Below are 22,534 nucleotides of genomic sequence, written 5' to 3'. Positions count from 1 at the left end.
TTTCTGTTACTGACAAGCGCTGCCAATCCCCTTCCCCGGTGGACGGACTTTATGACACGCCATAAAAGAAAGGAACTTCAAATATGAAAGTTTTCGCATTTATTGCAGACGGCTCTGAAGAGGTTGAGTGCCTCGCAGTTGTAGACCTTTTAAGGAGAGCAAAATTTGATGTAACACTTATTTCCATAAACAAAGAAAACCGGGTTCACACTTCTCATGACATAGACATTATCACAGATACTACTATAGACAGGGTTAATGTTGACGATGCCGACATTATGTTCCTCCCGGGAGGTGGATCCGGAACCGAAAATTTTAAGGCATCAAAGGCTCTTGGAGAAATGCTGCTTAAGCATGCTGAAAAGAATAAGCCGATAGCGGCTATCTGTGCTGCACCTTCGGTTATCGGGCTGCTGGGAATTCTCAAAGGCCGAAATGCTACCTGTTATCCGGGTTTTGAAGATCAGCTCATGGACGCAAACTGTGTCCATGACGGTGTTGTGACTGATGGTAATATCACAACTGCCCGTGGTCTGGGCTATGCCCTGGATCTCGGACTTAGGCTTATAGAGCTTTATAAGAGTCCGGAGGAGTCGAAAAAGATAAAGGGTGCTATACAGTACGATCAGGTATGATGATGGCCGGCTTCCGGATACGCGAAAATCAACTTCAATTATTACTTTTTTGTGACACTTCTGTGATGCTCCCGGTGATAGAATTTTTGACATTAGGGAAACACGATTTCAAGGAAGAAAAAGTGTTTTTTCAAGGAGGAAAAAAAGAGTATTATGAGGTTCAGAAGGCTTTTTGTCAGTTACAGTATTTTGATTTTGATCATCGCATCTCTGGCTGTTATATTCAGTGATATTGAAATAAAAAAGAGAGTTATAGACAAGCAGCAGTTTATCATGGCTGCAAAGGAAGCCGGGTTTGAAGTGACTGATGATACCGATCTCTTTGAAGGGGTAAGGGGGCTTGCCACTGCTCTGAATGCCAGCAACCGTGACAGTTCACTTACATATCAGTTTTATGTATTCGATGACCGTAACACGGCGGATGATGAGTTTGATATCTTCAGAAAGACTTTGGACAGCACTTTTGTAACCAAGGATTATTCGAGCTACATCGGACAAAATTACCTCGTTTATAAAATGGAAGGCGCAAAGGATTATCATCATCTTTGTGTAGTTGACAATACCCTCTTCTATGCAAAATCGCCCAATGAAGAAAAGCTTCAGGTCAGGGATTTTGCAAAAGAGGTTGGATATAATTGAACGATTTATAATAGTGAAATGCTCTGTGACAGTTGCCACAGAGCATTTTTTGTGAAATCATCCCAAACGGCCTGTTTGTCCATGATTTCGATTATAGGAAGCAGGGGGATCATGAGTGTTTAAAGAGGATCAGCAGGGATATTTTTCTTAACGTCAGCTTATCTCCCATCTGACACGACTGCCTTCCTCGTCTTTTGTGACTATAAGCTGGTCTTCGATTTCCTGTTTCAACTCGGTTACATGAGATATGATACCGATCAGCTTGGAGCCACTGGCCATTCGCTGAAGCACCCTGATGGCCTGGTCTCTTGAGTGGTCATCAAGGGAACCGAAGCCTTCGTCAATAAACATTACATCCAGGTTTATGGCAGCAGAGTTCTCCTGTATCTGGTCAGCCATTCCGAGAGCAAGGGACAGGGCTGCCATAAAGGATTCACCTCCGGACAAGGTTCGTACTTCACGTACTTTACCTGTGACTGTTGAATAAACCATGAGATCCAGTCCTCTGTTTTTGCCCTCTCCTGCCTGCTCATCTTCCACCATTCGAAGCTCGAATTGTCCTGCCGACATATCACTGAATCTCAGATTTGCGGCATAGAGAATTCTTTCAAGATAATATCTCTGTACAAAGGTTTCGATGTCCATTCTGGCACCGGTCACCTTTCCGGCAAGACGGTTGTATAGACCGTCGATCCGGTTAAAATCGGTGACAACATCGGCACGCTCCGACATCCTGGGGTTTAAGGCGTCAAAGGCCCGTTTGTTGACATTGAGCTCGTCATTCAGGATATTCAGTTCCTCCTGCCCTGCCTTCCACTTCGCTTCTGCCTCTTTTACTGACTCCGCCAATGCTTCCAGCTCCGGTTTTGGCTTATCCCCTATGGCAGTCTTTGCCGTATGGATGGCGGTTTCCGCTGAGGTTTTCTTTCGGGTGTGGTCATCTATGGACTGCTGAAGCTCTGCAACTTCTGCCTGAGTATGGCTTTCGGTAATGCTTTGCCACTCTTCTTCGGTCATTGCATTATCTGTAAGGAGGGCTTCATACTGTATCCTTCGCTCCGAAAGCTCGTCTTTTATGGAAGGAAGATCTCCTTTGTAGCGGCTGATGAGGGCTTGGGCACCTTCTTTTTCTGCCTTTGCTTTTTGAGACTCTTTCCGGGCATCACTCAGTGCATTATCGGCAATTTCCTTTTTCTGCTTTGCCTGATCCAGTGCTTCACTGGCGGCATTTTCGGATTCATAATCCTTTTGGGCAATGAGACTCTCCAAAGCCTGCTTTTGTCCCGCAAGAGCTATCCTTTGTTCCGAAAGCTGACTGAGTGAAAGCTCCGCCTGTTTTTTAAGCACGGGTTTCTTTTCTTCAATCTCCGTAAGCTTTGACTTCAGTTTTTTGAGAGTGATGTCCTTTTCCTTCAGAGTTTTTCCTTCTTCGTTGAAGGATTTTTTTCGGTCATTAAGCTTTACCATGGCAGTTTTGATATCTGTATCTTCGGGAAGCTCCGGAATAAGTGCTTTTATTTTTGTAAGGAGTTTTTGGAGATCCTCTTCTGAGCGGGCTTTCCTTTCCGACAGAAGCTCCTTTGCGGCTTTTGCCGCTGAGGCAGCCTTTTCAGAGGTGGTTCTCAAAGCTTCATTCTTTTTTGCCAGCTCATCGATAAGTTCCCGGGTCAGCTCTTTATGTTCGTCAGAAAGCCGGCAGGGGGATGGGTGCTCAAGGGAGCCGCAAACAGGACAGGGCAGTCCGGGCTTCAGCTTTTCCTTTGCAAGGAATCCCGCCTGGGCATCAAGAAAGCTGTTCTGCTTTGCCATATAGTCAGCATTATGGAGATTGAACTTTTCTCTGGCGCTAATGTAGTCTTCCTGAGCTTTTGCAAACTGTTCTGCCTGCTGATTTGCCGCATTATAGGACTTTTTTGCAGTTTCGTACTCTGTGTCCAGGGCTGTGAGTTCATTGCCTTTTGCCTGCCAGCGAGCAAGCTTCTCAGGGGTATCTGAAAGCTCTTCCTCCAGCCTTCTGCATTCAGCTTCCTCTTTTTCACAGGACTTAAAAGCTTCATCTGCTTCCCGGGAAGCTTTATCAAGTTTAGCGAGACTTGTTTCTATGTTCCTGACATTTGCTTCGGCTGCTTTTATCCTGCCAAACAGTTCAAGAGACTTGGATACTCTGTCATATATCTTCGCATAGCTTCCGGTTTCCGCGGCAGCCGCCTTCTGCATATCGGTTTCTTTTTGGACTGCTTTATCTTCGGCTTCGGACAGAGAAGGCAGTTTTTCTTCCTGTTCCTTAAGCTTACGTTCGGTATCATTTAAAAGATTCTGCTGATCATTGTATCTGATGAAATCTGCCTTTATGTCGTATGCCTTTTTTATATCGGAAATAAGCTTTTGTGAGCTTTCAATCTGTTCCTTTGAGGCTTCACATTCCCTCAGAGACTGCTCTGCTTCCTCAAGCTGTTTAAAGGATATGGCGATGGTCTGTCCTTCAGTAAGAGCCTTCATTTTTTTATCTCTGTCAGAGGTGAGAAGGTCGTAGGTTTCCTGCATTGATTTCTGCCTGTCATGTGTCAGCTCCAGAAGCTCCGAAAGAAGCTCCAGAAAATCCTCCATGTCCGCAACATTCATGCGGTCAGACCTTAAGATGCTTTGCTGAAGGTCCGACATTTCCTTTGCCTTAACGAAATACTCCGGTACCTTAACGTGACCTGCTTCTGTCTGGCAGGCGGTTTTTATCCTGGATATGTCTGTGAGTTTTTCTTTTTTGCGATTTCCGAGTTCATCCACCAGTTTCTGGTAAAGTTCTGTTCCGAAGAGCTTTCTGAATATGGCTTTTTTATCATCGGACTTTGCCCTGAGAAGCTCCATGAACTCCCCCTGTGCGATCATGGCTACCTGCATAAACTGACTTTTGGTGAGACCGACTATCTCCAGGAGTTTTGCATTAGCCTCTTTCTGAGGATATTCCGAGCCATCCGGCATAAGGAGGGACAGGGATTCACTGATGATCTGATCCTTTGCTCCTTTACGCTTTGCGGGGCGAAGGTGCCTTGGGATGCGTCGCACAGTATAGGTGTGCTCCTCTCCGCCTTCCAGTTCGGTAAATTCAAGCTCTACAAAGGGCTCCACATCGAAATCCACGTACTGGCTCTGCAGCTCCACACCGTCCTTTTTGTTGTTCCCGGAGCTGGCCTCGCCGTAAAGTGCAAAGACCATGGCGTCAAAAATAGTTGTTTTTCCGGCACCGGTATCTCCGGTCACAAGGAAGAGGTTCTGTCTCGTGTTAGTAAAATCTATATTGGTTTTCTTTCCATAGGACCCGAAGGCCTGCATGGTTAATGTTATCGGTTTCAAAATGTTCTCTCCTGTATAGAATTGATCACATCTTTCAAAAGTGCCTGTTCTTCTTCGTCCAGATCCTTCAGAAATGAATTGCAAAGCTCAAAGGGATCCAGTGCTCGTTCAGGCTCAAAACGGTTTTTATAGTCTGCCTTTCTAAGGGTTTCCCGGCGTATCTCCAGAAGATTCGGGAAAGCGTTACGAAGCCTGTCCTGAATATCGAAAACGTCCAGGTCGACTTTGTCTTCAAGGATTACGGTTACGTAATCGTCCGAGCTTCTGGTCAAAACCTCGGACAGAGTACCTCTTATGACACGAACCTGTCTTAAAGGCTCCAGAGGCAGAATCTCCGTTCTGATGTCTCCTTTCTGCCCAAGGGTAACCTTGATGATGCCTTTCTCCTGTCCTGCTTCTGAAACCGAGCAGGCAAGAGGTGTCCCTGAGTAGCGGTAAAATTCACTGCCAACCTTCATGGGTTTATGGATATGACCAAGTGCTGCGTAGTCAAAGGGTTCCAGCAGGTCTGCATTAACCTGGTCAATGTTTCCGACGGTATGTATCTCGGAATCCATTCGTTCGATTTCTTCGGGGGACTTTCCCTGGGGAAGGTAGAACTGGTGGCTTACGAAGATGTTCCGCTCTTCTGCATTAATCTGCTCACGCTCCAGAAGTTTGTGGAGAGAGTCGTTATAGGACAGATTCAGACCGTTTTTATCAGTGCCTGTAATGTTTTTTATCATGGAGGGTTTCACAAAGGGAAGAAGGTAATAGTTGACGGGACCAAAGGAATCTTCGATAGTAACTTTTTCTATGTGATCCTCCGGAGTTACAGGCGGAGTTCCTATCATATGTATCTTCTGCCGCTCCAGAATGTTTCTGAAGATATTTACCCGCGGTGCGCTGTCATGGTTGCCGCTTATGAGCATTATTTCTGCATCGGGAGCAGCGGCTGTAAGCTTCCGTATGAAATAATCAAAAAGATCCACAGCCTCTACAGGCGGTATGGCCTTGTCGTATATGTCTCCCGCTATAATGATGGCATCCGGTTTATGTTCTTTTGCGTAGTTGATGATTTTTTCGAGAATGTATTTTTGATCTTCCAGGAGATCGTGATTTATGAGTTTGAGACCCAGATGAAGGTCGGATAAGTGGAAAAAAGTCATTTTGTGCCTCCGTATTACTTTATAGTATATCATGGATCAGAAGACGAAAAAACGGAGGTCCGATAAACGAACCTCCGTGATGTGATCGTCGGAGTGACAGGATTCGAACTTGCGACCTCTTGGTCCCTAACCAAGCGCTCTAACCAAACTGAGCTACACCCCGATATCTATATGAAAATGAAAAAGTCGGGGTGACAGGATTCGAACCTGCGACCCCCTGGTCCCAAACCAGGTGCTCTAGCCAAACTGAGCCACACCCCGAGCTAAATGACCGCTCTTTTCAAGCGACTAGTGTATTCTACAAGAATAGAGAGCTGTTGTCAACAATAAATTTGCGGGAAAATAAAATTCTAAAAGCATGGCGCCGTCAGCGCCATGCTTCTTAAGTTATTACTTGATCTCGATGTATCTCGGAGCCTCGATTCTCTTAACTTCCTTCTTTGGAAGGTCGATCTTGAGGATTCCGTCTTCGAATTTAGCTTCGATGTCCTGTGGAGTGAAGTCATCGCCTACATAGAAGCTTCTCTGCATTGAGCCGCTGTAACGCTCGCGGCGGATAACTCTGCCCTCTTTGTCCTTCTCTTCTTTGTCGTCATTATGTGTAGCGCTTATCTTCAGGTATCCATCATTAAGCTCAAGTTTAACGTCCTCTTTCTTGTAACCCGGAAGCTCGACAGCCATTTCATAAGCCTTGTCGTTTTCCTTGATGTCGGTTCTCATCAGATTTGCAGGCTGACTGTTATGTGCAGGTCTTGAATGCAGGTCGCGATTGAAGTCGCCGAAAAAGTCATCCATAAAGTTATCACCAAAAATACTAGGCATATACAACATATCAAAATTCCTCCTTTATATTCAGGCTCTTGAAGATTTGTTTTTGATTCAGTATCAACTACAGATCAGCTGTGATCAGGGAAGATTTGAATCAGTTTCTTGTCTTTTTGAACCCCTCTTTTTGTTTACAACTATGTTATAGTCTTATTGTTAGCACTTGTCAACGGCGAGTGCTAACAAAAATTATAAACTTTTTGTAAACTTAAAAATCCCCTGTCTCCATTTGGTGGTGGAGACAAGGGATTAATTTATTTATTCCGTACTTATAGTCCATCGAATAATAAGTATCTGGCACATTGTGTGTTGTTAAATCGCTAAAACATAAGCTGTAATAGCGAATATGATGTATCAGATACTTAACATATGCTGGACTAGTTTGTTTTATACGGTGCTCCGCAGCTCGGACAGAAATTGCCGCCCTTGTTTTCGGTTCCGCAGTACGGACAGAACTTGGGAACCTTCAGGCCAAACTTTTGAGCTTCCTGAAGAAGCGCATTACGCTCCTGCTCTGACTCACGCATCATTCTCTCTGCTTCTGCCTTTGCACGCTCCTGTTCTTCCGGAGTCAGCTTGTCAAAAGCCTCCTGAGCAGCCTTTTGTGCTTCTTCCATCTTCTTCGCGAGCTCCTCAGGGGTAAGAGATGCAAATGCTTTTAATCTGGCAAGTTCCTTTTCATGGTCGATTTTTTCATCTTTTTTTCCGAACAATCCCATTATTTCAGCCTCCTATGTAAATATTATCATATTTCTTTTATACAAAACCGGGTCATCGGCTTAGGGCGATCAATGTCATGAGGACAGCAATGATCGTTAACAGTATGCCGATAATTGAAGCATTCTTACTTATTTCATTATAACGAGGATCGACTATGAATGAAACACATCTGGGTGTAAAAGGTAAAAATATATAAGGGGTTTAGTAACAGTTCAGCCGAGGTGCAGGCGGGTAGGATTCTTGAATTATATGTTTATTTTTATTCTTGATACTTATTGATAATAGATTCAGGAAATGCCTCATATTGGATAATTTCGATAACAGAGTCATCTATAACAAGCTGATACATTGACTCACTTTTGATATTTCATGTTTTGAGTCATATAAGTAATCTGAGATTATTGACTTATTATGACGAATACGAATATGTAGTCAATCAAAAGTTTCATAATCAGATAAACTGTCTGCGAGACTCCGGAATTGATTAAATCCATTGTCGGCTGAACTGTTACGGGATTTATGCGTTAATGTCCCAGTCCCGGACTTCAAGGAGTGCCTTTGCAAGTTTTTCTGCGGAACGTCTGAAAATAATCTCGCCCTTTCCGGATGTGGCGCCACGGGGATCGCCTCCGATTCCGATAGGCTTTCCGTCGGAAGTTCTTAAGTCCTCTCCCATCCAGTTGATGGCAGCTTCGCCTGAAAAATTCAGGATTTTCTTTCCTTTGTAGCCTCCGTCTTTGTAGCCGGTTTCCGAAAGCTCAAGTTTGACGGTTTCAGGGTGAATCGCCATGATCATGGAGGTTTCCATCTCTCCTCCGTGGAAATCCCAATGATTATCCGGGCTTATGGTGGCCTGAACTTCAGGATCCAGGAAAGCACCTGATGCCAGAACAAAGGTGAAGATTCCGAAATCATGACGTAGCTGTCTTGAAAGAATATCAGCCACTGGACGGTTTCCTCCGTGACAAATAAGGAAAACAAGCTTCTTGAAGCCGTGATTTTGTATAGACTCAGCAATGTCATAAAGCATGTGGTAGTAGGTATCCGGCTTAAAGGAAACGGAGCCGGAGAAATTAAGATGCTCTATGGAAAGTCCCACCGGGATTACAGGAAAAATGAGCATGGGGAAATCAGGATCGATTTTCTCAAGCTCTTCTTTAACGTATTTGGGCATCGCTTCCGCTATCATTGAATCTGTGCCCAGAGGTGCCTGCGACCCATGCTGTTCTATGGCGCCGAGAGGTATGAGGACCATAGTTCGGTCCTTGTCGATAGCTTCCATTTCTTTTCTGGTTAAATCTCTGTAATTCTGAATCATGATAGTCTCCTGTTTGAAGGTGAAATAAGGTTACTGATTAAAGCCCCGGGGACTCACGGAAACTCTTTTACCCGGTCTTCAATACAGTAAAGAAAAAGCGAATGCCTCCTGATCGGAAACATTCGCCAGCTGATGATCTTATGATATGGAAATAAATGTCTCCATAAAACCTGAAGTTATGCCTGTGCGGCGCTGTTCATTGAACGAAACCCTGGAACAGCAGCCCTTACTCTGCTGAAGATCACATATGAAAGTGTGTAAACCAAAGTGAGCTTGATGAGGTTAAACGGAATTGTTGCAAGGATGATAAAGGTCGGAAGATTCTTGATGAGAGGATTTACCGAAGATACCATAACCACAACATCGTCAATGCTTACGCCCATAGCCTTGGCATACATAGGAAGTGTGATGAAAGCATTGCAGAAGCACATCCATGCGGTGCGGATGAAAACATTGGTGATGAGTAAGATGGCAATGCTCTTTATGGACTTATCAGACTTCTTGTACATGAGCCACATAGGAACGATGAAAATAAACGCTCCAAGAAGGTTTGAAACCTCACCTACATACATGCTGTTTGTTCCCACTGTGAAAAGCTTGATGAGAAGCTTTGAAACTTCAACAAAGAATGCGGAAAATGGTCCGAGAGTGAAAAGTGCGATTACGCTCGGCATATCACTGAAGTCTATCTTGTAGAACGGCGGGAAGAAAGGAATGCTGAATTCAAGGGACATGAGCACTCCCGCAAGAGCTGCAAGAAGTCCGGTGTAAACCATTTTCTGAATGTTTGATCTGTTTGTCATAATGTTGTCCTCCAAAATTATAATGATAATTGAGGAAACAAGCTCTTTGAGATGGTTGAAATTTCGATCTATAATCGAACCGGAAATGCCCGGTAACGAAAAAAATCTCAGTACCTGAAATTCGGGTACTGAGATAAATCGTCATTTATTTCACGTTTTCTTCTCTCATCCAGACTATACTGTCGGTACCGGAATCACACCGGTTCATGCACAAAGGCTCGCGGACTATACCGCCGGTAGGGAATCACACCCTGCCCCGAAGAACTTATTTCGTTTTCTGACTTTAGACTAGCATCAGAAGGCAGGACTGTCAACAGATGATTTTGGATACGGTTAGGTTTCACAATACATTTTTATGAGAAAACCTGGGAAAATCCACGGGGGACCACTCTCGTTGGTGAGAACTGTTTCAAGTGTATTTAGAAATGATTAAGTACATTTTTTGTAAAAATATTGAAAAAATTATGGAAATCTTAATTATTTGCTGTATAATAGGCAAGGTAATTATGTATCACCCAAAGTGGTAAAAAATGCAAAAGAGGTATATTGAGATGAAAACTTCTAAGAAAATCTTAGCTGTCGCAATGACAGGCGTAATCGCAGCTTCAATGGCAGTTCCTGCATTTGCATCATCACAGGTTCGCAACATTGATCCATATTCAGGATCAGCTCTTGCTGCCAATGACGCTAATGCAAAGCATGATGCTATCATGGCTTCATGGGATGCTTATGTTCAGTCAGTAGGTGGTGAGGAAGCAGCTGCAGCAATTGCAAACGCTTCACAGGGAATCAAGCTTGCTCAGAACACAACAGAGTCAAGAATTGCCAATTCCAAGGCAGCAGCAGCTCAGGCTAACAACACTATTGAGCTTGCAAAGGAAGAGTTAGCAGGCAATACAGTAGTTGTAGCACCTGTAGTTACTTCAGCTGATTTAGCAGCTATTGCCAATGCAACATATGAGGCAACTCACGGCGCTAACTAATTTTAGTGCATAACGGTTTTCACTAAGAAAATCGGAGCCCATATCAATGATTGTATAGAGGTCATTGATAGGGGCTCCATTTTTTTGATTTTTCCGGGAGACAGTGAATCTCTTATACATGTTTTGATGGAAAAACGTAGAATAAATGTAACATTTTGCAAGTGCCTTTTGGAATATAATGAACTTAGGGACTGGTGCTTATTTCAGGATCTTCGCGTAATGAATGGATAGCCATATGATCTTCAAAAACACCTGTATCCTAAAGTAAGGGGTTAGAGTTATGAATAAAATACCGGGTAAGATATTGGTATCAATGATGTTAAGCGGGGTTTTGATATCCGGTTTTGCGATACCTGCGATGGCGGACAATGTAGTGACAGTTTCTTCACTGCCCTCTTCCACATCTGCATATACAACATCAAACAGTCAGAATAAATCGTCTGCTGCTATCGGCGTTGAGCCGGGTTCTGAAGTCGCTTCAGGCAAAGCTGTTACACCGGTTATAACAGCTGCTGTCAATGTCCAGACCGCAGAGACTATCACGACACAAAATGTATCGTCAGCTTCATCATCAGAATCTTCAAAGGTTACGATACCTGTTATAAACGCGGCAGACACGATAGAGGCATCCAATACAAAAAAAGCTGCTGCAAACGTAGAGAAAACTGAGGCTGTTTCAACTGAAAAGATTGGAGTTGTGGATGCTACGCTGGGAAATATAAGCCTAAGCAGTCAGGCCGTAGCAGCAACTGAAGTAGGATATTGCGTTATCCTGTCATCATCACCGACAGGACTCATGACAGACTTATAAGAGCGAATTATTAAAGAAGCTCCGGGGATCACTATAGCAAGTGGTTTCCGGAGCTTTCGTTTCTACCCGCGATTAAAAATCGCGGGAGCCACGCGGCTCAAAAGAATCCGTAAGGATTCTTTCTATGACTAATCTATTGCAGTTATATACAGGCTGTATCCATCAGATACAATATTATCAAAAGTGTCTGACAAGTCTGCTTCAGCTATATGGTATCTTGAGCCGTACTCTTCGTCTGTCCAGATACGGACAGAGTCTTTTACTTCGGGTTCTCCGAAAAGATTTTTCAGGATCTGAGTAAGCTCCTCTTTTGAACGGGAAAGACCCTTGGTATTTACAGTGATTCTATTGAGGCCTTTATCATTTATGTGAAAATAAACTTCTGAAGGTGTGTCAAAAGTAAGAAGATAAAGGTTTCCGCTGTAGATATCTGCACCGTCAGGATCTTTCATTCCGGTTTCTGTCAGCCTTACTCCCAGTTCCTCAGATATTTTCATCATGGATAAAGACTCCGGGTAGGCTTTCCTTACGAAAGAGCCGGAACCGGGTTCTCTCATATCCATAGATCTGATGGAATCTATAAAAGCGGTGCTGTTTTTGGAGACAGCATTTGTGAGCATATTTCCTATTATGGCTGCTGTGTCGGAAAGCTGTTCTGCATCCGGCACAAGAGATGACTTCTTTGCGCTGCTCTCTTTTGTCAAATGTTGGGTCAGTAAAACAGATGGAATACCATTTATATGGTAAACAACATACTCTGTATCTGTGGATCTTTTAAGTTCAACCTTCTGCCCTGTCATTTTTTTGATGGAGCTTATCAGGGCATCTGAAAGGGGCGTTGCCTTTCCATTAACTGTAGCGGCTTTGAACCCTGGGTATTCATCGGAGTTCTCCAGGTCAAGGCTTAATTCAAAAAGTATCCGCTGCTTATCCTCTGAGGAAAGATTCGACATATATTCTTCTGCTGTATTCCTCCCCTGACCGGGATCCCGGGATATAAGAAAGCGAATTTCCGTTGAAGCGTTCATGACAGACAGCCTTTTTGCTACCGACTCAAGGATTGCAATTTTTGCTGTATCATAAAATATGGCATCCGCATCCGAAGAATCGATATATGTAGAAATCAGGATGATGTCTGAGGCATCAGAATCTGATGATGTGGCTTTTACAGCACTAAGCATTTGAAATTCGTTCCCGGACTCACCATCTGAACTTCCGGTTAAGTAATAGATACGATATCCATTTTCCGATAATCTTTCTGCCAATGCCTCAATTTGTAGTTTTTCAAGCTGTTCATCATAAGAGGCAGAAGAATCATTAATTATACCGGTGGCTTTGATGGAAGTTTTTATAAGGCCGGCATAATCAGATCCGTCAATCCTGACTTTTTGATAAATGAGTCTGGGAGCAAGTAAGATCACGGCCAGGAGAAAGGTCTTAAGCCCATGCAGCAAAGCCTTTTTTTCTTTATATACAGCACCATGAACAAACTGCATGGCGCTGTATACCATGACCAGAACTCCTGTGACGTATATTAGGAGAAATGGTATATCAACAGGGTCTTTTAACAAATTTGAAAGGTTCATGGTATCACTTGTGCATCTTCTTTAAGGTTTCAACCATTTCCACATCATCCTCAAGAACCTTGAAGTTGGTAGTCACAGGGTCAGAGCCCGGTTTTGTGATGGTTAACTCAATTACCGAACCGATGGGAATGCTGCTTGAAAAGGTGTGCTGCATAAATGCTACAACCTTAGGGTGATTGCTCTGGAATTTCTTCATTATACCTGCAATCTTCATCATTTCTGCGGGATTTATCATTAGTGGTACCTCCGATATTTATAAAAAAAAGTGGGGGCGAATTAAATCGCTCCCCACATATTAATCTAAAACGGGATATATTGAAAGAGAAAAAAGTATAAAGAAATAGTGAATAAATGTAACCATTCAGACGTCCACCGGATCTGACCAGGTTACTTCCCTGAGACCTGTTTGATTCATAAGCGTTTATGTTTATCTTCTCTTTCCAGCGTGAACCAGAAATCCACTCCGGTTCTGGTATTTTTTGCTCCGCACTTCTGATGGTGAGCTTCAACTATGGCCTTGACAATGCTTAAACCAAGTCCGCTTCCGCCATAGCTTCTGGTGTGAGCTTTATCCACCTTGAAAAACTTCTCCCATATCTTTGTAAGGTCTTCCTCCGGAATTGGATTTCCGGTATTTGACACATGAATGGACAGGGTTCCGTCCCGTTCTTTTTCGGAGAAGATGCTTATGTTATTTGGTTCCTTCAGGTGGTGTAAAGCATTGTTCAGGTAGTTTGTTATGATCTGCTCTACCTTAAACTCGTCTGCCCATACCATGGTGCCGTCGGGAATGTCTACTTCTACGTGGGCAGAAGCCTGCTTTATAAGAATCTCTGACTTGGTTATGACACCGTTTACCACCTTTGAAATATCAAAAAGTGCGAAGTCAGGAAGGTCCTTGCCCTGTTCTATGGAACTTAGATTCATAAGCTCATGAACCAAAGTGTTCATCCTTTTTGCTTCATCCACTATAACTCCGCAATAGTAGGCTCTGGTTTCCGGATCCTCTGCCAACCCTTCATTTAGTCCTTCCGCATAGCCCTGAATAAGAGCTATGGGGGTTTTGAGCTCGTGGGAGACATTGGCAACAAATTCCTGCTGACGTTCGGCATATTTTATCCTGGTTTCAACATCAGACTGCAGCTCATTGTTGGCGGTTTTTAGTTCTGCGATGGTTTTCTGAAGACTTTCAGACAGGGTGTTCATGGAATTACCGAGTACACCTATCTCATCCTGGGATGCCCCTTCATATCTGGCGCTGTAATCCTGGGCAGAAATCTTTTCACTGAGGCGGGCCAGCTGATTTATGGGTTTTGTGATCTCGCGGCTCATGAAATATACTATGATGGATCCAAAGATCATGGCCAGAATACCGATAAAAAGCAGGAAGCGGTTAAAAAAACCAACGGATTCCTTCAGGCTGGAAACCGGCATGGACATGATGAAGCAGGTGGTGTTATCTGAAAAATATCCCCAGCTTTCAAGATAAGTGTCCTTTGACAGATTATCAACATTTCTTTCAATTGAATAGTTGTCGAACTTTCTGACCACTTCGGCCGTAATGCCGGATCTGTTTCCGAGAATGTACTGATTTAGTTTTCGAAGCTGAAAATTAAGGTCTCCAAAGGTCGAGAAAATCCTGTCGGTTTTTGTGTCCAGGATGATAACATTAACATTGTAGGTCTCTGACAGTTCCTTAAGATACCTTGTAGCTGTTGTCTCGGTTTTGGGATCGGAACTGTCATAATCTGCCGGGAAGAGTTCTGAGGCGATGCCGGAATCTGCAGTGCTGTTAAGCATGTTGTCAAGCTTCATATATGCAGTCTCAAGAGTTGTAATCTTCTCTTTGGTATATATTCTTTCCAGAAGGAAAGTATTGGTCAAAAGTATGGCAGCCAGTATGGCGGCGATAATACAGATGAAAATGCAGGTATACCGCCACTTAATGCTTTTTTTCAGGATAGAGTTTTTATTCATTTAAATCTCCATTCCGTTTTTCTATACTCATTACGCTTCGAACTTGTAGCCCATGCCCCATACGGTCTTAATGTAGTCGCCCTTTTCACCCATCTTGGCACGCAGCTTTTTTACATGAGTATCAATGGTTCTGGCGTCTCCGAAATAGTCATAGTTCCATACGTTATTGAGGATCTTCTCTCTGGAGAGAGCTATGCCCTTGTTTTCTATGAAATAAACCAGGAGTTCATACTCCTTGAAGCTAAGCTCAACTTCTTTTTGGTCTATCTTTACGGAATGGGCGGATTTGTCAATGATTATGCCGCCGATATCTATCACGTCATCCTGGTTTATACCGGATCTTCTAAGTATTGCTTCGACTCTCGCCACAAGTATCTTTGGTGAAAAAGGCTTCGAGATGTATTCATCTGCACCATATTCAAAGCCTTTCAGCTCATCAGACTCTTCGGAACGGGCCGTCAGCATTATCACAGGAACCTTGCTGTGCTCCCGGACAGTTTTGAGAACATCCCATCCGTTCATTTTCGGCATCATTACGTCAAGAATGATAAGGGCTATATCCTTTACGGAGAAAAACTTATCTATTGCTTCCTCTCCGTCTGCGGCTTCGATAACTTCAAAGTCCTTGATTTTGAGAAAGTCGGAAATCAGCTTTCTCATACGATCTTCATCATCTACAACAAGTATTTTTAAACGATCCATAACTCCTCCCATCGTACCCGTTTCAAACATGATCCAGAGACCGAAAGTGTGCGGGTTTAAAATATATAGGATGCCCCGTGAGCGAAAGGACACATAAGGGCATTTATTTTTTCATTGCCTCCAGCAGAAACCTGCTTGGACTGCAATTTTTACTATATCTTTGATCTGTGAAATAAATGTGAAGTTCCTTTCTGGCTCTTGTGATGGCTACATAGAAACCACGGCGCTCTTCCTCGATATCCTCCTTTGAAACAGCCTTCCGGTAAGGAACAATGGTTTCATTTATATCCACAAGATGAACGATGTCAAACTCCAGCCCCTTGCTGCCATGGAAGGTCATGAGGTGGATGCCCTTTTCGGAACCATCCTGTTTTTTCGCAAGTTCTTCTCCGTAGTTTTCAACGAATTTCAGCCATTCATTTTTGTCCGGCAGGTGCCGTGCGGAAGCCTCTATCTCATCCATTATAGCATTTATGTTTTCAGGATTTACATGGTTCTCTCTTGCATTATCCTCGATAAAGCGGTCATAGCCGATCTTTTTCCGTATATAGATAATAGCTGCCACCGTAGGGAGTCGCTTTACAGCTTCCAGATCTCTCACAAGTAAGTTTATCTTATATATCATTTCAGATGATGAAGAGTAGTACCGCTTCAATTTGTCAAAGTTCATGTCCCGGTGGTCCATGGCCTTTCTCGATATATAGCGAAGCGGCTTATTCATTATCCTGAGAAAATCTGCCCGGGTTCCCAGGTTAAGGGATAACCTGATATAGGAGATAATGTCCCTGGCGGAGCTGCTGTCGTAGATATTTTTGACCTTGTTTTTTAAGGTATAGGGAATCTGCAGTTTGGAAAGCTCTGTCAATAGTGGGTGCACCAGAAGCTCTGTTCTGAAAAGAACTGCGATCTCCTCAGGTGGGACACCAGTTTTAAGCTCCTTTTTGATATTTTCGAGAACCTGGAGGTATTCGTTCAGCGGGTCCTTTGTCCTGTAGCATAATGTCACTCCCCCGGGACCATTCACAGCCCGGATATCCTTTGAAAAGCGCTGCTTATTGTGACTTATGACCTTTTTTGCGAAATTTACTATCTCCTGTCTTGAACGGTAATTGTTGGAAAGGAAAATCTGTTGTGAGTCGGGATAATCATTTGGAAAACCAAGCATGATGGAGGGTTCTGCACCTCTGAAACGGTATATGGACTGATCGTCGTCTCCTACTATGAAAAGATTGTTTTCGGGAGCCGCAAGCATTTTGACTATTTCATACTGAACAGGGCTGATGTCCTGAAACTCATCAACGAGAATGAAACGGTATTTCTCCTGCCATTTTCTGAGTTCCTCAGGTTCCCTCAGAAACAGTTCATGACATAAAAGAAGCATGTCATCAAAATCCACCAATCGCTGAATCCTGAGTTCCTGTCGGTACTGTTCCACGATGCGTAGAAACTTATCTGTATCTATGAGTTTGGAGGTGAAGCCGGAGGTATCCTTTCCGAGAGATTTAAACTTTGAGATTTCGGAAAGAAGAAGTCTGAAAAAGTCTATGTCATAGGAGCTGTCAATGTGTTCTCTCATGGTCAGCTCACGCAGAATCATCACCTTGGTTCTGTCGTTTATTATGTTCTTGAAGGAAAGATTGTATCTTAGTCTCAGGATAAAGAAAAAAACCGAGTGAAAGGTTCCGAATGTGATCTGATGTCCTGACATGCCTCTTTCTTTTATCAGTTTATTAAATCGTGTTTCCATTTCCTGAGCAGCATCTTTTGTGAAGGTAATGACCAAAATGTCTTCTGAAGGAATGCCTATGGACAAAAGGTGAAGGAGTCTTTGGGTGATGACTGTGGTTTTTCCGGAGCCGGGGCCGGCAAGCACCATGGCGGGACCGTATATGTGATTGATTGCCTGAATTTGTTCATTAGAAAAGCTCATGGCACACAGTGTACCATGAGCTTTCAAAATCTCCTATGGTCTGAATTTAGACCATACGGGATGCCCGCCGGGGCTAACCCTGGTTTATCGAAGGTCTGTGCCGTATAAGATCTTTGCGAGTTCGGAATCTTTATCGAGGATGATGGTCTTGTCGCCTCTGCCTTTGAGTGAGGTTTTCAGGGCGTCGAGGGAGCGGATGTAGTTGTAGAATTCCGCTTTCTCAGTGGTGTTGTAGGCTTCGGCGAGGGTTTTCATGTATTCGGCTTCACCTTCGGCTTCAATGATGGCGGCCTGCTTTTTGGCCTCTGCCTCCATGATTGTTACCTGACGGTTGGTATCATTTCGGATTTTCTGGGCCTGGCTGTCACCCTGTGCTTTATAGGATGCAGCGATATTCTGGCGCTCGGAGATCATTCGTTCGTAAACGGCTTCCTTGTTGTCGTCGGGAAGGTCAAGGGCTTTAATCTTTGCTTCAGTGATGGTAATGCCGTAGCCACCGATGTCCGAATTGGAATCTTCGGTTATGAGCTTTGTAAGCTGTTCACCTCTTGCGGCAATGACTTCGTCCTGAGACATTGAGGAGATGGTGTTCTTTGTGGCATTATAAACTGCTACGCCTACACGATCTTCTGCGGCTCTTGTGGAAGCATTGAGAGTCTGCGTGAACTTTACGGGATCTGTGACCTTCCAGAGAATGAAATCATCCGCAATCATGGATTTTTTATCTTTTGTGATAACATCTGAAGGCTGTATATCGTAGATTTGAAGATCCTTCGGGATGTAGCGGACGCTCTCCAGGAATGGGAGCTTTGTATAAAGTCCTGCTTCGGTGCTCACTTTTGTGATCTTCCCAAGATGTATTACAACCCCGTATTCATTGGGATTTACAGTATAAAAGGCGGTACCTGACAGGAATAAAAAACAAATGAGTAAGATCACAAGGACAGCTCTTATTTTGTTGAATGATTTATTCATGAGTTGCTCTCCTCCTCAGTCAGGTAGTCTTCAGATGAATATGCATCTGTATCCGTAGTTTCAGAATAATTCACAGTATTAGTGCGGTTTTCTGATGTGAAGCTTGCAAGAGGAAGCATGGTCTGGGTTCCGCCGTCATCGATTATGACCTTAAGATCCGGAAGAACATCCTCCATAGTTTCGTAGAATAAACGCTGTTTTGTAATTAGAGGATTAAGCTTGTACTGATCGTACATAGCATTAAACCTTGCTACCTGTCCTTCTGCTTCAGCTATTCTGGCTTCCTTCTTTGCTTCTGCATCTTTTTCAATTTTGTCAGCGTTGGCCTCGGCTGCAGGAAGCTGTTCTGACTTGTATTTATTTGCGTTATTAATCGAAGTCTCAGAACCCTGCTTTGCATTTTCAACAGATTTGAAAGCAGACATAACCAGCTGGTTTGGCGGTTCAACGTCCTGTATGGAGACATTAACAACCTCAAGACCTATGTTTGCCTTTGTAAGGGCACTTACCAAAGAATCACGTACATCGGACTGTACTTTGTTCTTGCTGGTTGTCATGACATCATCAACATTGTAATTGGAAACAATGGTACGAATGGCTGCCTGGGCAAGGTTTTCCAGGATTGCCTCCGGGGCACTGGAATTATACAGATAGCTGACCGGGTCTGAGACTCTGTACTCAATGTAAAAATCGGTGTTTACAAAGTTGAAGTCTGAGGTAATCATCAGAGACTGTTCGGTAAGTGACTCGGCTCTTCCGTTTTCTCCGGCATTTTCGTCTACAACCTTGTAACCGATGGGAATGCCGTATGTGGTTGTGCGAACCAGGTGAACAGAATCGATAAAAGGAATCTTGAAATACATTCCGGCGGTTTTTACGTCCTGAACCTTTCCGAATCTTGTTAAGACCGCCTGTTCCTGCTCAGAAACTCTGTAAATGCCGGAAGTGATAAAGCTAATGGCCACGAAGGCTACGATGACCAATGTCAGAACATTAAGGAGCTTTCCGGCTGTTTCCTTTGCTTTTTTGGGATCCGGCATATCGATATGAGGCATTCCGGGGCCATTGCCGACACCTCCGTTGTTAAAATTTTTCATCTATTACTCTCCTCGTTTTTGATTTTAGAAATCATTAAAACGCCCAGCCTGAGCGGAAGGGCATCCGTATATAAACGAGTCGCTTGCGGCGGAAAATCTATAACTGAACTCCTTAGAGGCTCTAAGGGTTTGGTTATGATTTTTCTCGTCCGCGCTCAACGTTTATATACAGATGCCCTTCTTCGGTTCAGGCTTCCATTCCAGAATGGATTTATTTTTCTAAATATTAGCCTCTGCGTTCTATGTCATCTGCGATCTGGTTTGACTTTCCTGCGGCCTCCAAAGTGATCGGAGTGCTATGCTCATTTAAACATGGGTCAACCGGACGCTGAGCTTCCTCCTTCGGAGTTCTGTCAATCTTTGTGTAATCACCGATTCCCACAGCCTCTGTCAGAGCGCCGAGAGAAGAAACGGTTGCAGAAATATCTGTCGGAAGGAAAATCTTTGTTGCGCGACCGTCAGCCACAGTCTTAAGTGCTTCAAGACCGCGAAGCTTCAGAACTGTGTCATTAACATTGGCAGACTTAAGCATCTCAAGACCCTCAGCCTCTGCTCTGTAAACAAGCTTTACAGATTCAGCCTTACCTTGAGCAATGGCGATCTGAGCATCTCTCTCAGCCTCAGCCGCAAGAACCTTAGCCCTCTTGTCACCCTCTGCTCTCTTAACTATAGATTCCTGATGAGCCTCTGCCTGAAGGACAGTCTCACGTCTCTCACGCTCAGCTCTCATCTGCTTGGTCATAACCTCCTCAATCTCACGAGGCGGCTGGATATTCTTGACCTCAACTCTTGTAACCTTGATTCCCCATGGATCAGTTGCAGTATCAAGGGCCATCTGCATCTTGCTGTTGATGATGTCTCTGCCTGAAAGAGTCATATCAAGCTCCATCTCACCAACGATTGAACGAAGGTTTGTGGCTGTAAGATTGGCAAGACCGCTCATGGCATTTTCGATACCATACTGATAAGCCTTTGGATCAAAAACGGTCATATAAACTACAGAATCAATGGAAATAGTAACATTGTCCTTTGTGATAACAGGCTGAGGATCAAAATCGCAAACCTGCTCCTTCAGAGAAATCTTACGGAAAACCCTGTCAATGATAGGCATCTTAAAGTGAAGCCCCGCGTGCCAGGTATCATGATACTTTCCGAGACGCTCAACATTAACGGCATACCCCTGAGGTACGACCTTAATGCAGCCACTCAGAATAACGAAAATGATAACCAGAAAAGGAAAAAATAAAAAGAATCCCATACATACTCCAATCTGTCCTTCAAATTTTGGAAGGACGAAAAATTTTACGAGACTATAATAGCATATATGACAAAGATAAAATATTAACGATTATATACGAAAAAAGAAATTCGTGAGAAGACGTGAAAAAAATGCAAGGGCCGTCACACGTCCCTTGCATTTTCTTGACCCATTTCAAATACTTGCGGAAATCACCCCTCAAGCTTTGCGATTCCCGCCTCAAGTCGCTTAATAGACTCGTCCTTTCCGAGAACCTCCATGATTTCGGTGGCACCCGCAGGAGTCATCTGCTTGCCTGAAAGAGCGATACGGATAGGCCACATAACAAAACCTGTCTTAAGCTCCTTCTCCTTGCCGTACTCCGAAAGAAGTGCGAAAAGCGCATCATTGGAGTAATCTTCCTGAGCCTTAAGAAGAGGAAGCACATCCTTAAGAAGCTCAAGAGAGTTCTCAAGATTGGTCTTTGACTTCTTGTTTACATAAAGATCATTCTCGTACTCCGGAACCTCCTCAAAGAAAGAAATCATCTCAGGGATATCCGGGAAAATCTCGATACGGGTCTTAACCATGGTAGCGATATGCTTGAAGTCAAGAGGCTTCTTAATGGTATCCTGAATGAAAGGAAGCGCTCTTTCATAGTACTTATCGAAATCCATAGCCTTGATATACTCGCCGTTCATCCAGCGGAGCTTGCCCATGTCGAAAACAGCCGGGCTCTTTGAGATACGGGTGTAATCAAACTTACGGATGAGATCCTGAAGAGACATGATCTCCTCATTATCATCCGGTGACCATCCGAGAAGTGCTACGAAGTTGACAACAGCCTCCGCTACAAAGCCCTGGTCAATGAGATCCTCAAAGGAAGAATGTCCTGAACGCTTTGAAAGCTTCTTGTGGTTCTCATCTGTGATAAGCGGGCAGTGAACATACTTAGGGATTTCCCATCCGTAAGCATCATAGAGACGGTTGTACTTAGGGCTTGAGCTGAGATACTCATTGCCGCGGACAACGTGAGTGATGCCCATGAGATGATCGTCGATAACATTGGCAAAATTGTAAGTAGGGAATCCGTCAGACTTGATAAGTACCATGTCATCAAGCTCGGAATTGTCTACTGTAACATCTCCGTAAAGTTCGTCGTGGAAAGATGTTGTTCCCTCTGTAGGGTTGTTCTGACGGATAACATAAGGCTTTCCTGCCTTAAGGTTCTCCTCGATCTCTTCCTTTGAAAGACCGAGACAATGCTTATCATAGTGCATGATCTCTTCGCCGTTAACGGTTGTCTTCAGAGTCTCAAGACGCTCCTTTGTACAGAAGCAGTAGTAAGCCTTGCCCTCGTTTACGAGCTGCTTTGCATAATCCATGTAGATTCCGGACTTAACACGGTCTGACTGAACATAAGGTCCGCAATTACCCGGCTTATCAGGAGACTCATCAGGGATGAGACCTGTGTCGGCAAGGGTTCTGTTAATGAGGTCTACCGCACCTTCAACAAGACGCTCCTGGTCTGTATCTTCTATTCTGAGAAGGAAATCGCCGTCCTCGTGCTTTGAAATGAGGTAAGCATACAGTGCAGTTCTTAAATTACCAACATGCATTCTTCCGGTTGGTGACGGAGCGTATCGTGTTCTGATCTTCATTTTGTTCTCCTAAATGTAAAGAAGGGACTGTCGCCAGTCCCCGCTCTTAGATTTGAAATTTGATATTCACAGAAATCTATGCCTGAAAAGGCTATTCTCTATGTATTGAAGCCTCGGGAATAACATTGACACGAGATTC

Annotated in this window: 19 protein-coding genes, 2 tRNA genes and 1 riboswitch; of the genes, 4 read left to right on the top strand and 17 right to left on the bottom strand. The window is 43.8% G+C overall.

Features of this window, described 5'->3' with window-relative positions:
• Nucleotides 1-83 precede the first annotated feature (83 nt).
• Nucleotides 84-635, top strand: a complete 552-nt coding sequence (locus tag BLV86_RS04465) for a DJ-1 family glyoxalase III (protein ID WP_090815272.1) — start codon at nt 84-86, stop codon at nt 633-635.
• 153 nt (nt 636-788) lie between these two features.
• Nucleotides 789-1,274 carry a hypothetical protein gene (locus tag BLV86_RS04460; protein ID WP_090815271.1) on the top strand — a complete coding sequence of 162 codons (486 nt, stop codon included), beginning with the start codon at nt 789-791 and terminating at the stop codon, nt 1,272-1,274.
• A gap of 153 nt (nt 1,275-1,427) precedes the next feature.
• On the opposite strand, the gene BLV86_RS04455 is transcribed toward BLV86_RS04460, so the two are convergent.
• The 8 genes from BLV86_RS04455 to BLV86_RS04420 form a co-directional block, all read right to left on the bottom strand.
• Complete coding sequence (locus BLV86_RS04455) at nt 1,428-4,622, bottom strand: AAA family ATPase (RefSeq protein WP_090815270.1); 3,195 nt, start codon at nt 4,620-4,622, stop codon at nt 1,428-1,430.
• Nucleotides 4,619-5,770 (bottom strand): exonuclease SbcCD subunit D, encoded by a 1,152-nt coding sequence (locus BLV86_RS04450; protein ID WP_090815269.1) that lies wholly within the window; start codon nt 5,768-5,770, stop codon nt 4,619-4,621. The genes BLV86_RS04455 and BLV86_RS04450 overlap by 4 nt, the downstream gene beginning before the upstream one ends.
• An 88-nt stretch (nt 5,771-5,858) precedes the next feature.
• Nucleotides 5,859-5,933 (bottom strand) — tRNA-Pro (locus tag BLV86_RS04445).
• A 23-nt stretch (nt 5,934-5,956) separates the two neighbouring features.
• A tRNA-Pro gene (locus tag BLV86_RS04440) sits at nt 5,957-6,031 on the bottom strand.
• A 129-nt stretch (nt 6,032-6,160) separates the two neighbouring features.
• The gene (locus BLV86_RS04435) at nt 6,161-6,601 is read right to left on the bottom strand and encodes an Hsp20/alpha crystallin family protein (RefSeq protein ID WP_090815268.1); all 441 of its coding nucleotides are present in this window, start codon (nt 6,599-6,601) and stop codon (nt 6,161-6,163) included.
• A 371-nt stretch (nt 6,602-6,972) separates the two neighbouring features.
• A complete protein-coding gene (locus BLV86_RS04430) occupies nt 6,973-7,314 on the bottom strand; it encodes a zinc ribbon domain-containing protein (RefSeq protein ID WP_090815267.1) in 342 nt (113 codons plus the stop codon).
• A gap of 518 nt (nt 7,315-7,832) precedes the next feature.
• Complete coding sequence (locus BLV86_RS04425) at nt 7,833-8,633, bottom strand: creatininase family protein (protein ID WP_090815266.1); 801 nt, start codon at nt 8,631-8,633, stop codon at nt 7,833-7,835.
• Between the two features lie 176 nt (nt 8,634-8,809).
• Nucleotides 8,810-9,436, bottom strand: coding sequence for an ECF transporter S component (locus tag BLV86_RS04420; protein WP_031550685.1), 627 nt, complete (start codon nt 9,434-9,436; stop codon nt 8,810-8,812).
• A gap of 153 nt (nt 9,437-9,589) precedes the next feature.
• Nucleotides 9,590-9,704: riboswitch (FMN riboswitch) on the bottom strand.
• A gap of 283 nt (nt 9,705-9,987) precedes the next feature.
• Here BLV86_RS04420 and BLV86_RS04415 point away from each other — a divergent pair.
• Nucleotides 9,988-10,419 carry a hypothetical protein gene (locus BLV86_RS04415; RefSeq protein ID WP_031550688.1) on the top strand — a complete coding sequence of 144 codons (432 nt, stop codon included), beginning with the start codon at nt 9,988-9,990 and terminating at the stop codon, nt 10,417-10,419.
• Nucleotides 10,420-10,699: 280 nt separating this feature from the next.
• On the top strand, nt 10,700-11,230 hold the full coding sequence (locus BLV86_RS04410) for a hypothetical protein (RefSeq protein WP_090815265.1): 531 nt from the start codon (nt 10,700-10,702) through the stop codon (nt 11,228-11,230).
• A gap of 128 nt (nt 11,231-11,358) precedes the next feature.
• On the opposite strand, the gene BLV86_RS04405 is transcribed toward BLV86_RS04410, so the two are convergent.
• The 9 genes from BLV86_RS04405 to gltX all read right to left on the bottom strand — a co-directional run bounded on the left by BLV86_RS04405 (nt 11,359) and on the right by gltX (nt 22,395).
• A complete protein-coding gene (locus BLV86_RS04405) occupies nt 11,359-12,741 on the bottom strand; it encodes a hypothetical protein (RefSeq protein WP_090815264.1) in 1,383 nt (460 codons plus the stop codon).
• Between the two features lie 79 nt (nt 12,742-12,820).
• Nucleotides 12,821-13,051, bottom strand: a complete 231-nt coding sequence (locus tag BLV86_RS04400) for a hypothetical protein (RefSeq protein ID WP_031550696.1) — start codon at nt 13,049-13,051, stop codon at nt 12,821-12,823.
• A 176-nt stretch (nt 13,052-13,227) separates the two neighbouring features.
• Nucleotides 13,228-14,793, bottom strand: a complete 1,566-nt coding sequence (locus tag BLV86_RS04395; RefSeq protein ID WP_090815263.1) for a sensor histidine kinase — start codon at nt 14,791-14,793, stop codon at nt 13,228-13,230.
• A 30-nt stretch (nt 14,794-14,823) separates the two neighbouring features.
• Nucleotides 14,824-15,495: a response regulator transcription factor gene (locus BLV86_RS04390; RefSeq protein WP_031550702.1), complete on the bottom strand. Its 672-nt coding sequence runs from the start codon at nt 15,493-15,495 to the stop codon at nt 14,824-14,826.
• Between the two features lie 103 nt (nt 15,496-15,598).
• Entirely contained in the window at nt 15,599-17,452 is a 1,854-nt protein-coding gene (locus BLV86_RS04385) for an ATP-dependent helicase (protein WP_139297878.1), read from the bottom strand.
• A 57-nt stretch (nt 17,453-17,509) separates the two neighbouring features.
• Nucleotides 17,510-18,400, bottom strand: a complete 891-nt coding sequence (hflC, locus tag BLV86_RS04380; protein ID WP_090815261.1) for a protease modulator HflC — start codon at nt 18,398-18,400, stop codon at nt 17,510-17,512.
• Nucleotides 18,397-19,497, bottom strand: a complete 1,101-nt coding sequence (gene hflK, locus BLV86_RS04375; RefSeq protein ID WP_242873234.1) for an FtsH protease activity modulator HflK — start codon at nt 19,495-19,497, stop codon at nt 18,397-18,399. Before hflK ends, hflC begins: the two co-directional genes overlap by 4 nt.
• 226 nt (nt 19,498-19,723) lie before the next feature.
• Nucleotides 19,724-20,755 carry an SPFH domain-containing protein gene (locus BLV86_RS04370; RefSeq protein ID WP_031550713.1) on the bottom strand — a complete coding sequence of 344 codons (1,032 nt, stop codon included), beginning with the start codon at nt 20,753-20,755 and terminating at the stop codon, nt 19,724-19,726.
• A 191-nt stretch (nt 20,756-20,946) separates the two neighbouring features.
• Entirely contained in the window at nt 20,947-22,395 is a 1,449-nt protein-coding gene (gltX, locus tag BLV86_RS04365) for a glutamate--tRNA ligase (protein WP_031550716.1), read from the bottom strand.
• Nucleotides 22,396-22,534: the final 139 nt, after the last annotated feature.

Source organism: Oribacterium sp. KHPX15 (assembly GCF_900107835.1).
Taxonomy (GTDB): domain Bacteria; phylum Bacillota; class Clostridia; order Lachnospirales; family Lachnospiraceae; genus Oribacterium.
The sequence above is the reverse complement of the archived record's forward strand: the minus strand, read 5'-3'. Positions and strand labels throughout refer to the sequence as shown.

What these genes read in the sequence shown, in the direction of transcription:
- hflC (WP_090815261.1), bottom strand. Translation starts at nt 18,400, where the DNA reads ATGAATAAATCATTCAACAAAATAAGAGCTGTCCTTGTGATCTTACTC.
- BLV86_RS04395 (WP_090815263.1), bottom strand. Translation starts at nt 14,793, where the DNA reads ATGAATAAAAACTCTATCCTGAAAAAAAGCATTAAGTGGCGGTATACC.
- BLV86_RS04465 (WP_090815272.1), top strand. Translation starts at nt 84, where the DNA reads ATGAAAGTTTTCGCATTTATTGCAGACGGCTCTGAAGAGGTTGAGTGC.
- BLV86_RS04410 (WP_090815265.1), top strand. Translation starts at nt 10,700, where the DNA reads ATGAATAAAATACCGGGTAAGATATTGGTATCAATGATGTTAAGCGGG.
- BLV86_RS04405 (WP_090815264.1), bottom strand. Translation starts at nt 12,741, where the DNA reads ATGGTATACAGCGCCATGCAGTTTGTTCATGGTGCTGTATATAAAGAA.
- BLV86_RS04460 (WP_090815271.1), top strand. Translation starts at nt 789, where the DNA reads ATGAGGTTCAGAAGGCTTTTTGTCAGTTACAGTATTTTGATTTTGATC.
- BLV86_RS04450 (WP_090815269.1), bottom strand. Translation starts at nt 5,770, where the DNA reads ATGACTTTTTTCCACTTATCCGACCTTCATCTGGGTCTCAAACTCATA.
- BLV86_RS04435 (WP_090815268.1), bottom strand. Translation starts at nt 6,601, where the DNA reads ATGTTGTATATGCCTAGTATTTTTGGTGATAACTTTATGGATGACTTT.
- gltX (WP_031550716.1), bottom strand. Translation starts at nt 22,395, where the DNA reads ATGAAGATCAGAACACGATACGCTCCGTCACCAACCGGAAGAATGCAT.
- hflK (WP_242873234.1), bottom strand. Translation starts at nt 19,497, where the DNA reads ATGAAAAATTTTAACAACGGAGGTGTCGGCAATGGCCCCGGAATGCCT.
- BLV86_RS04425 (WP_090815266.1), bottom strand. Translation starts at nt 8,633, where the DNA reads ATGATTCAGAATTACAGAGATTTAACCAGAAAAGAAATGGAAGCTATC.
- BLV86_RS04370 (WP_031550713.1), bottom strand. Translation starts at nt 20,755, where the DNA reads ATGGGATTCTTTTTATTTTTTCCTTTTCTGGTTATCATTTTCGTTATT.
- BLV86_RS04430 (WP_090815267.1), bottom strand. Translation starts at nt 7,314, where the DNA reads ATGGGATTGTTCGGAAAAAAAGATGAAAAAATCGACCATGAAAAGGAA.
- BLV86_RS04400 (WP_031550696.1), bottom strand. Translation starts at nt 13,051, where the DNA reads ATGATAAATCCCGCAGAAATGATGAAGATTGCAGGTATAATGAAGAAA.
- BLV86_RS04415 (WP_031550688.1), top strand. Translation starts at nt 9,988, where the DNA reads ATGAAAACTTCTAAGAAAATCTTAGCTGTCGCAATGACAGGCGTAATC.
- BLV86_RS04390 (WP_031550702.1), bottom strand. Translation starts at nt 15,495, where the DNA reads ATGGATCGTTTAAAAATACTTGTTGTAGATGATGAAGATCGTATGAGA.
- BLV86_RS04420 (WP_031550685.1), bottom strand. Translation starts at nt 9,436, where the DNA reads ATGACAAACAGATCAAACATTCAGAAAATGGTTTACACCGGACTTCTT.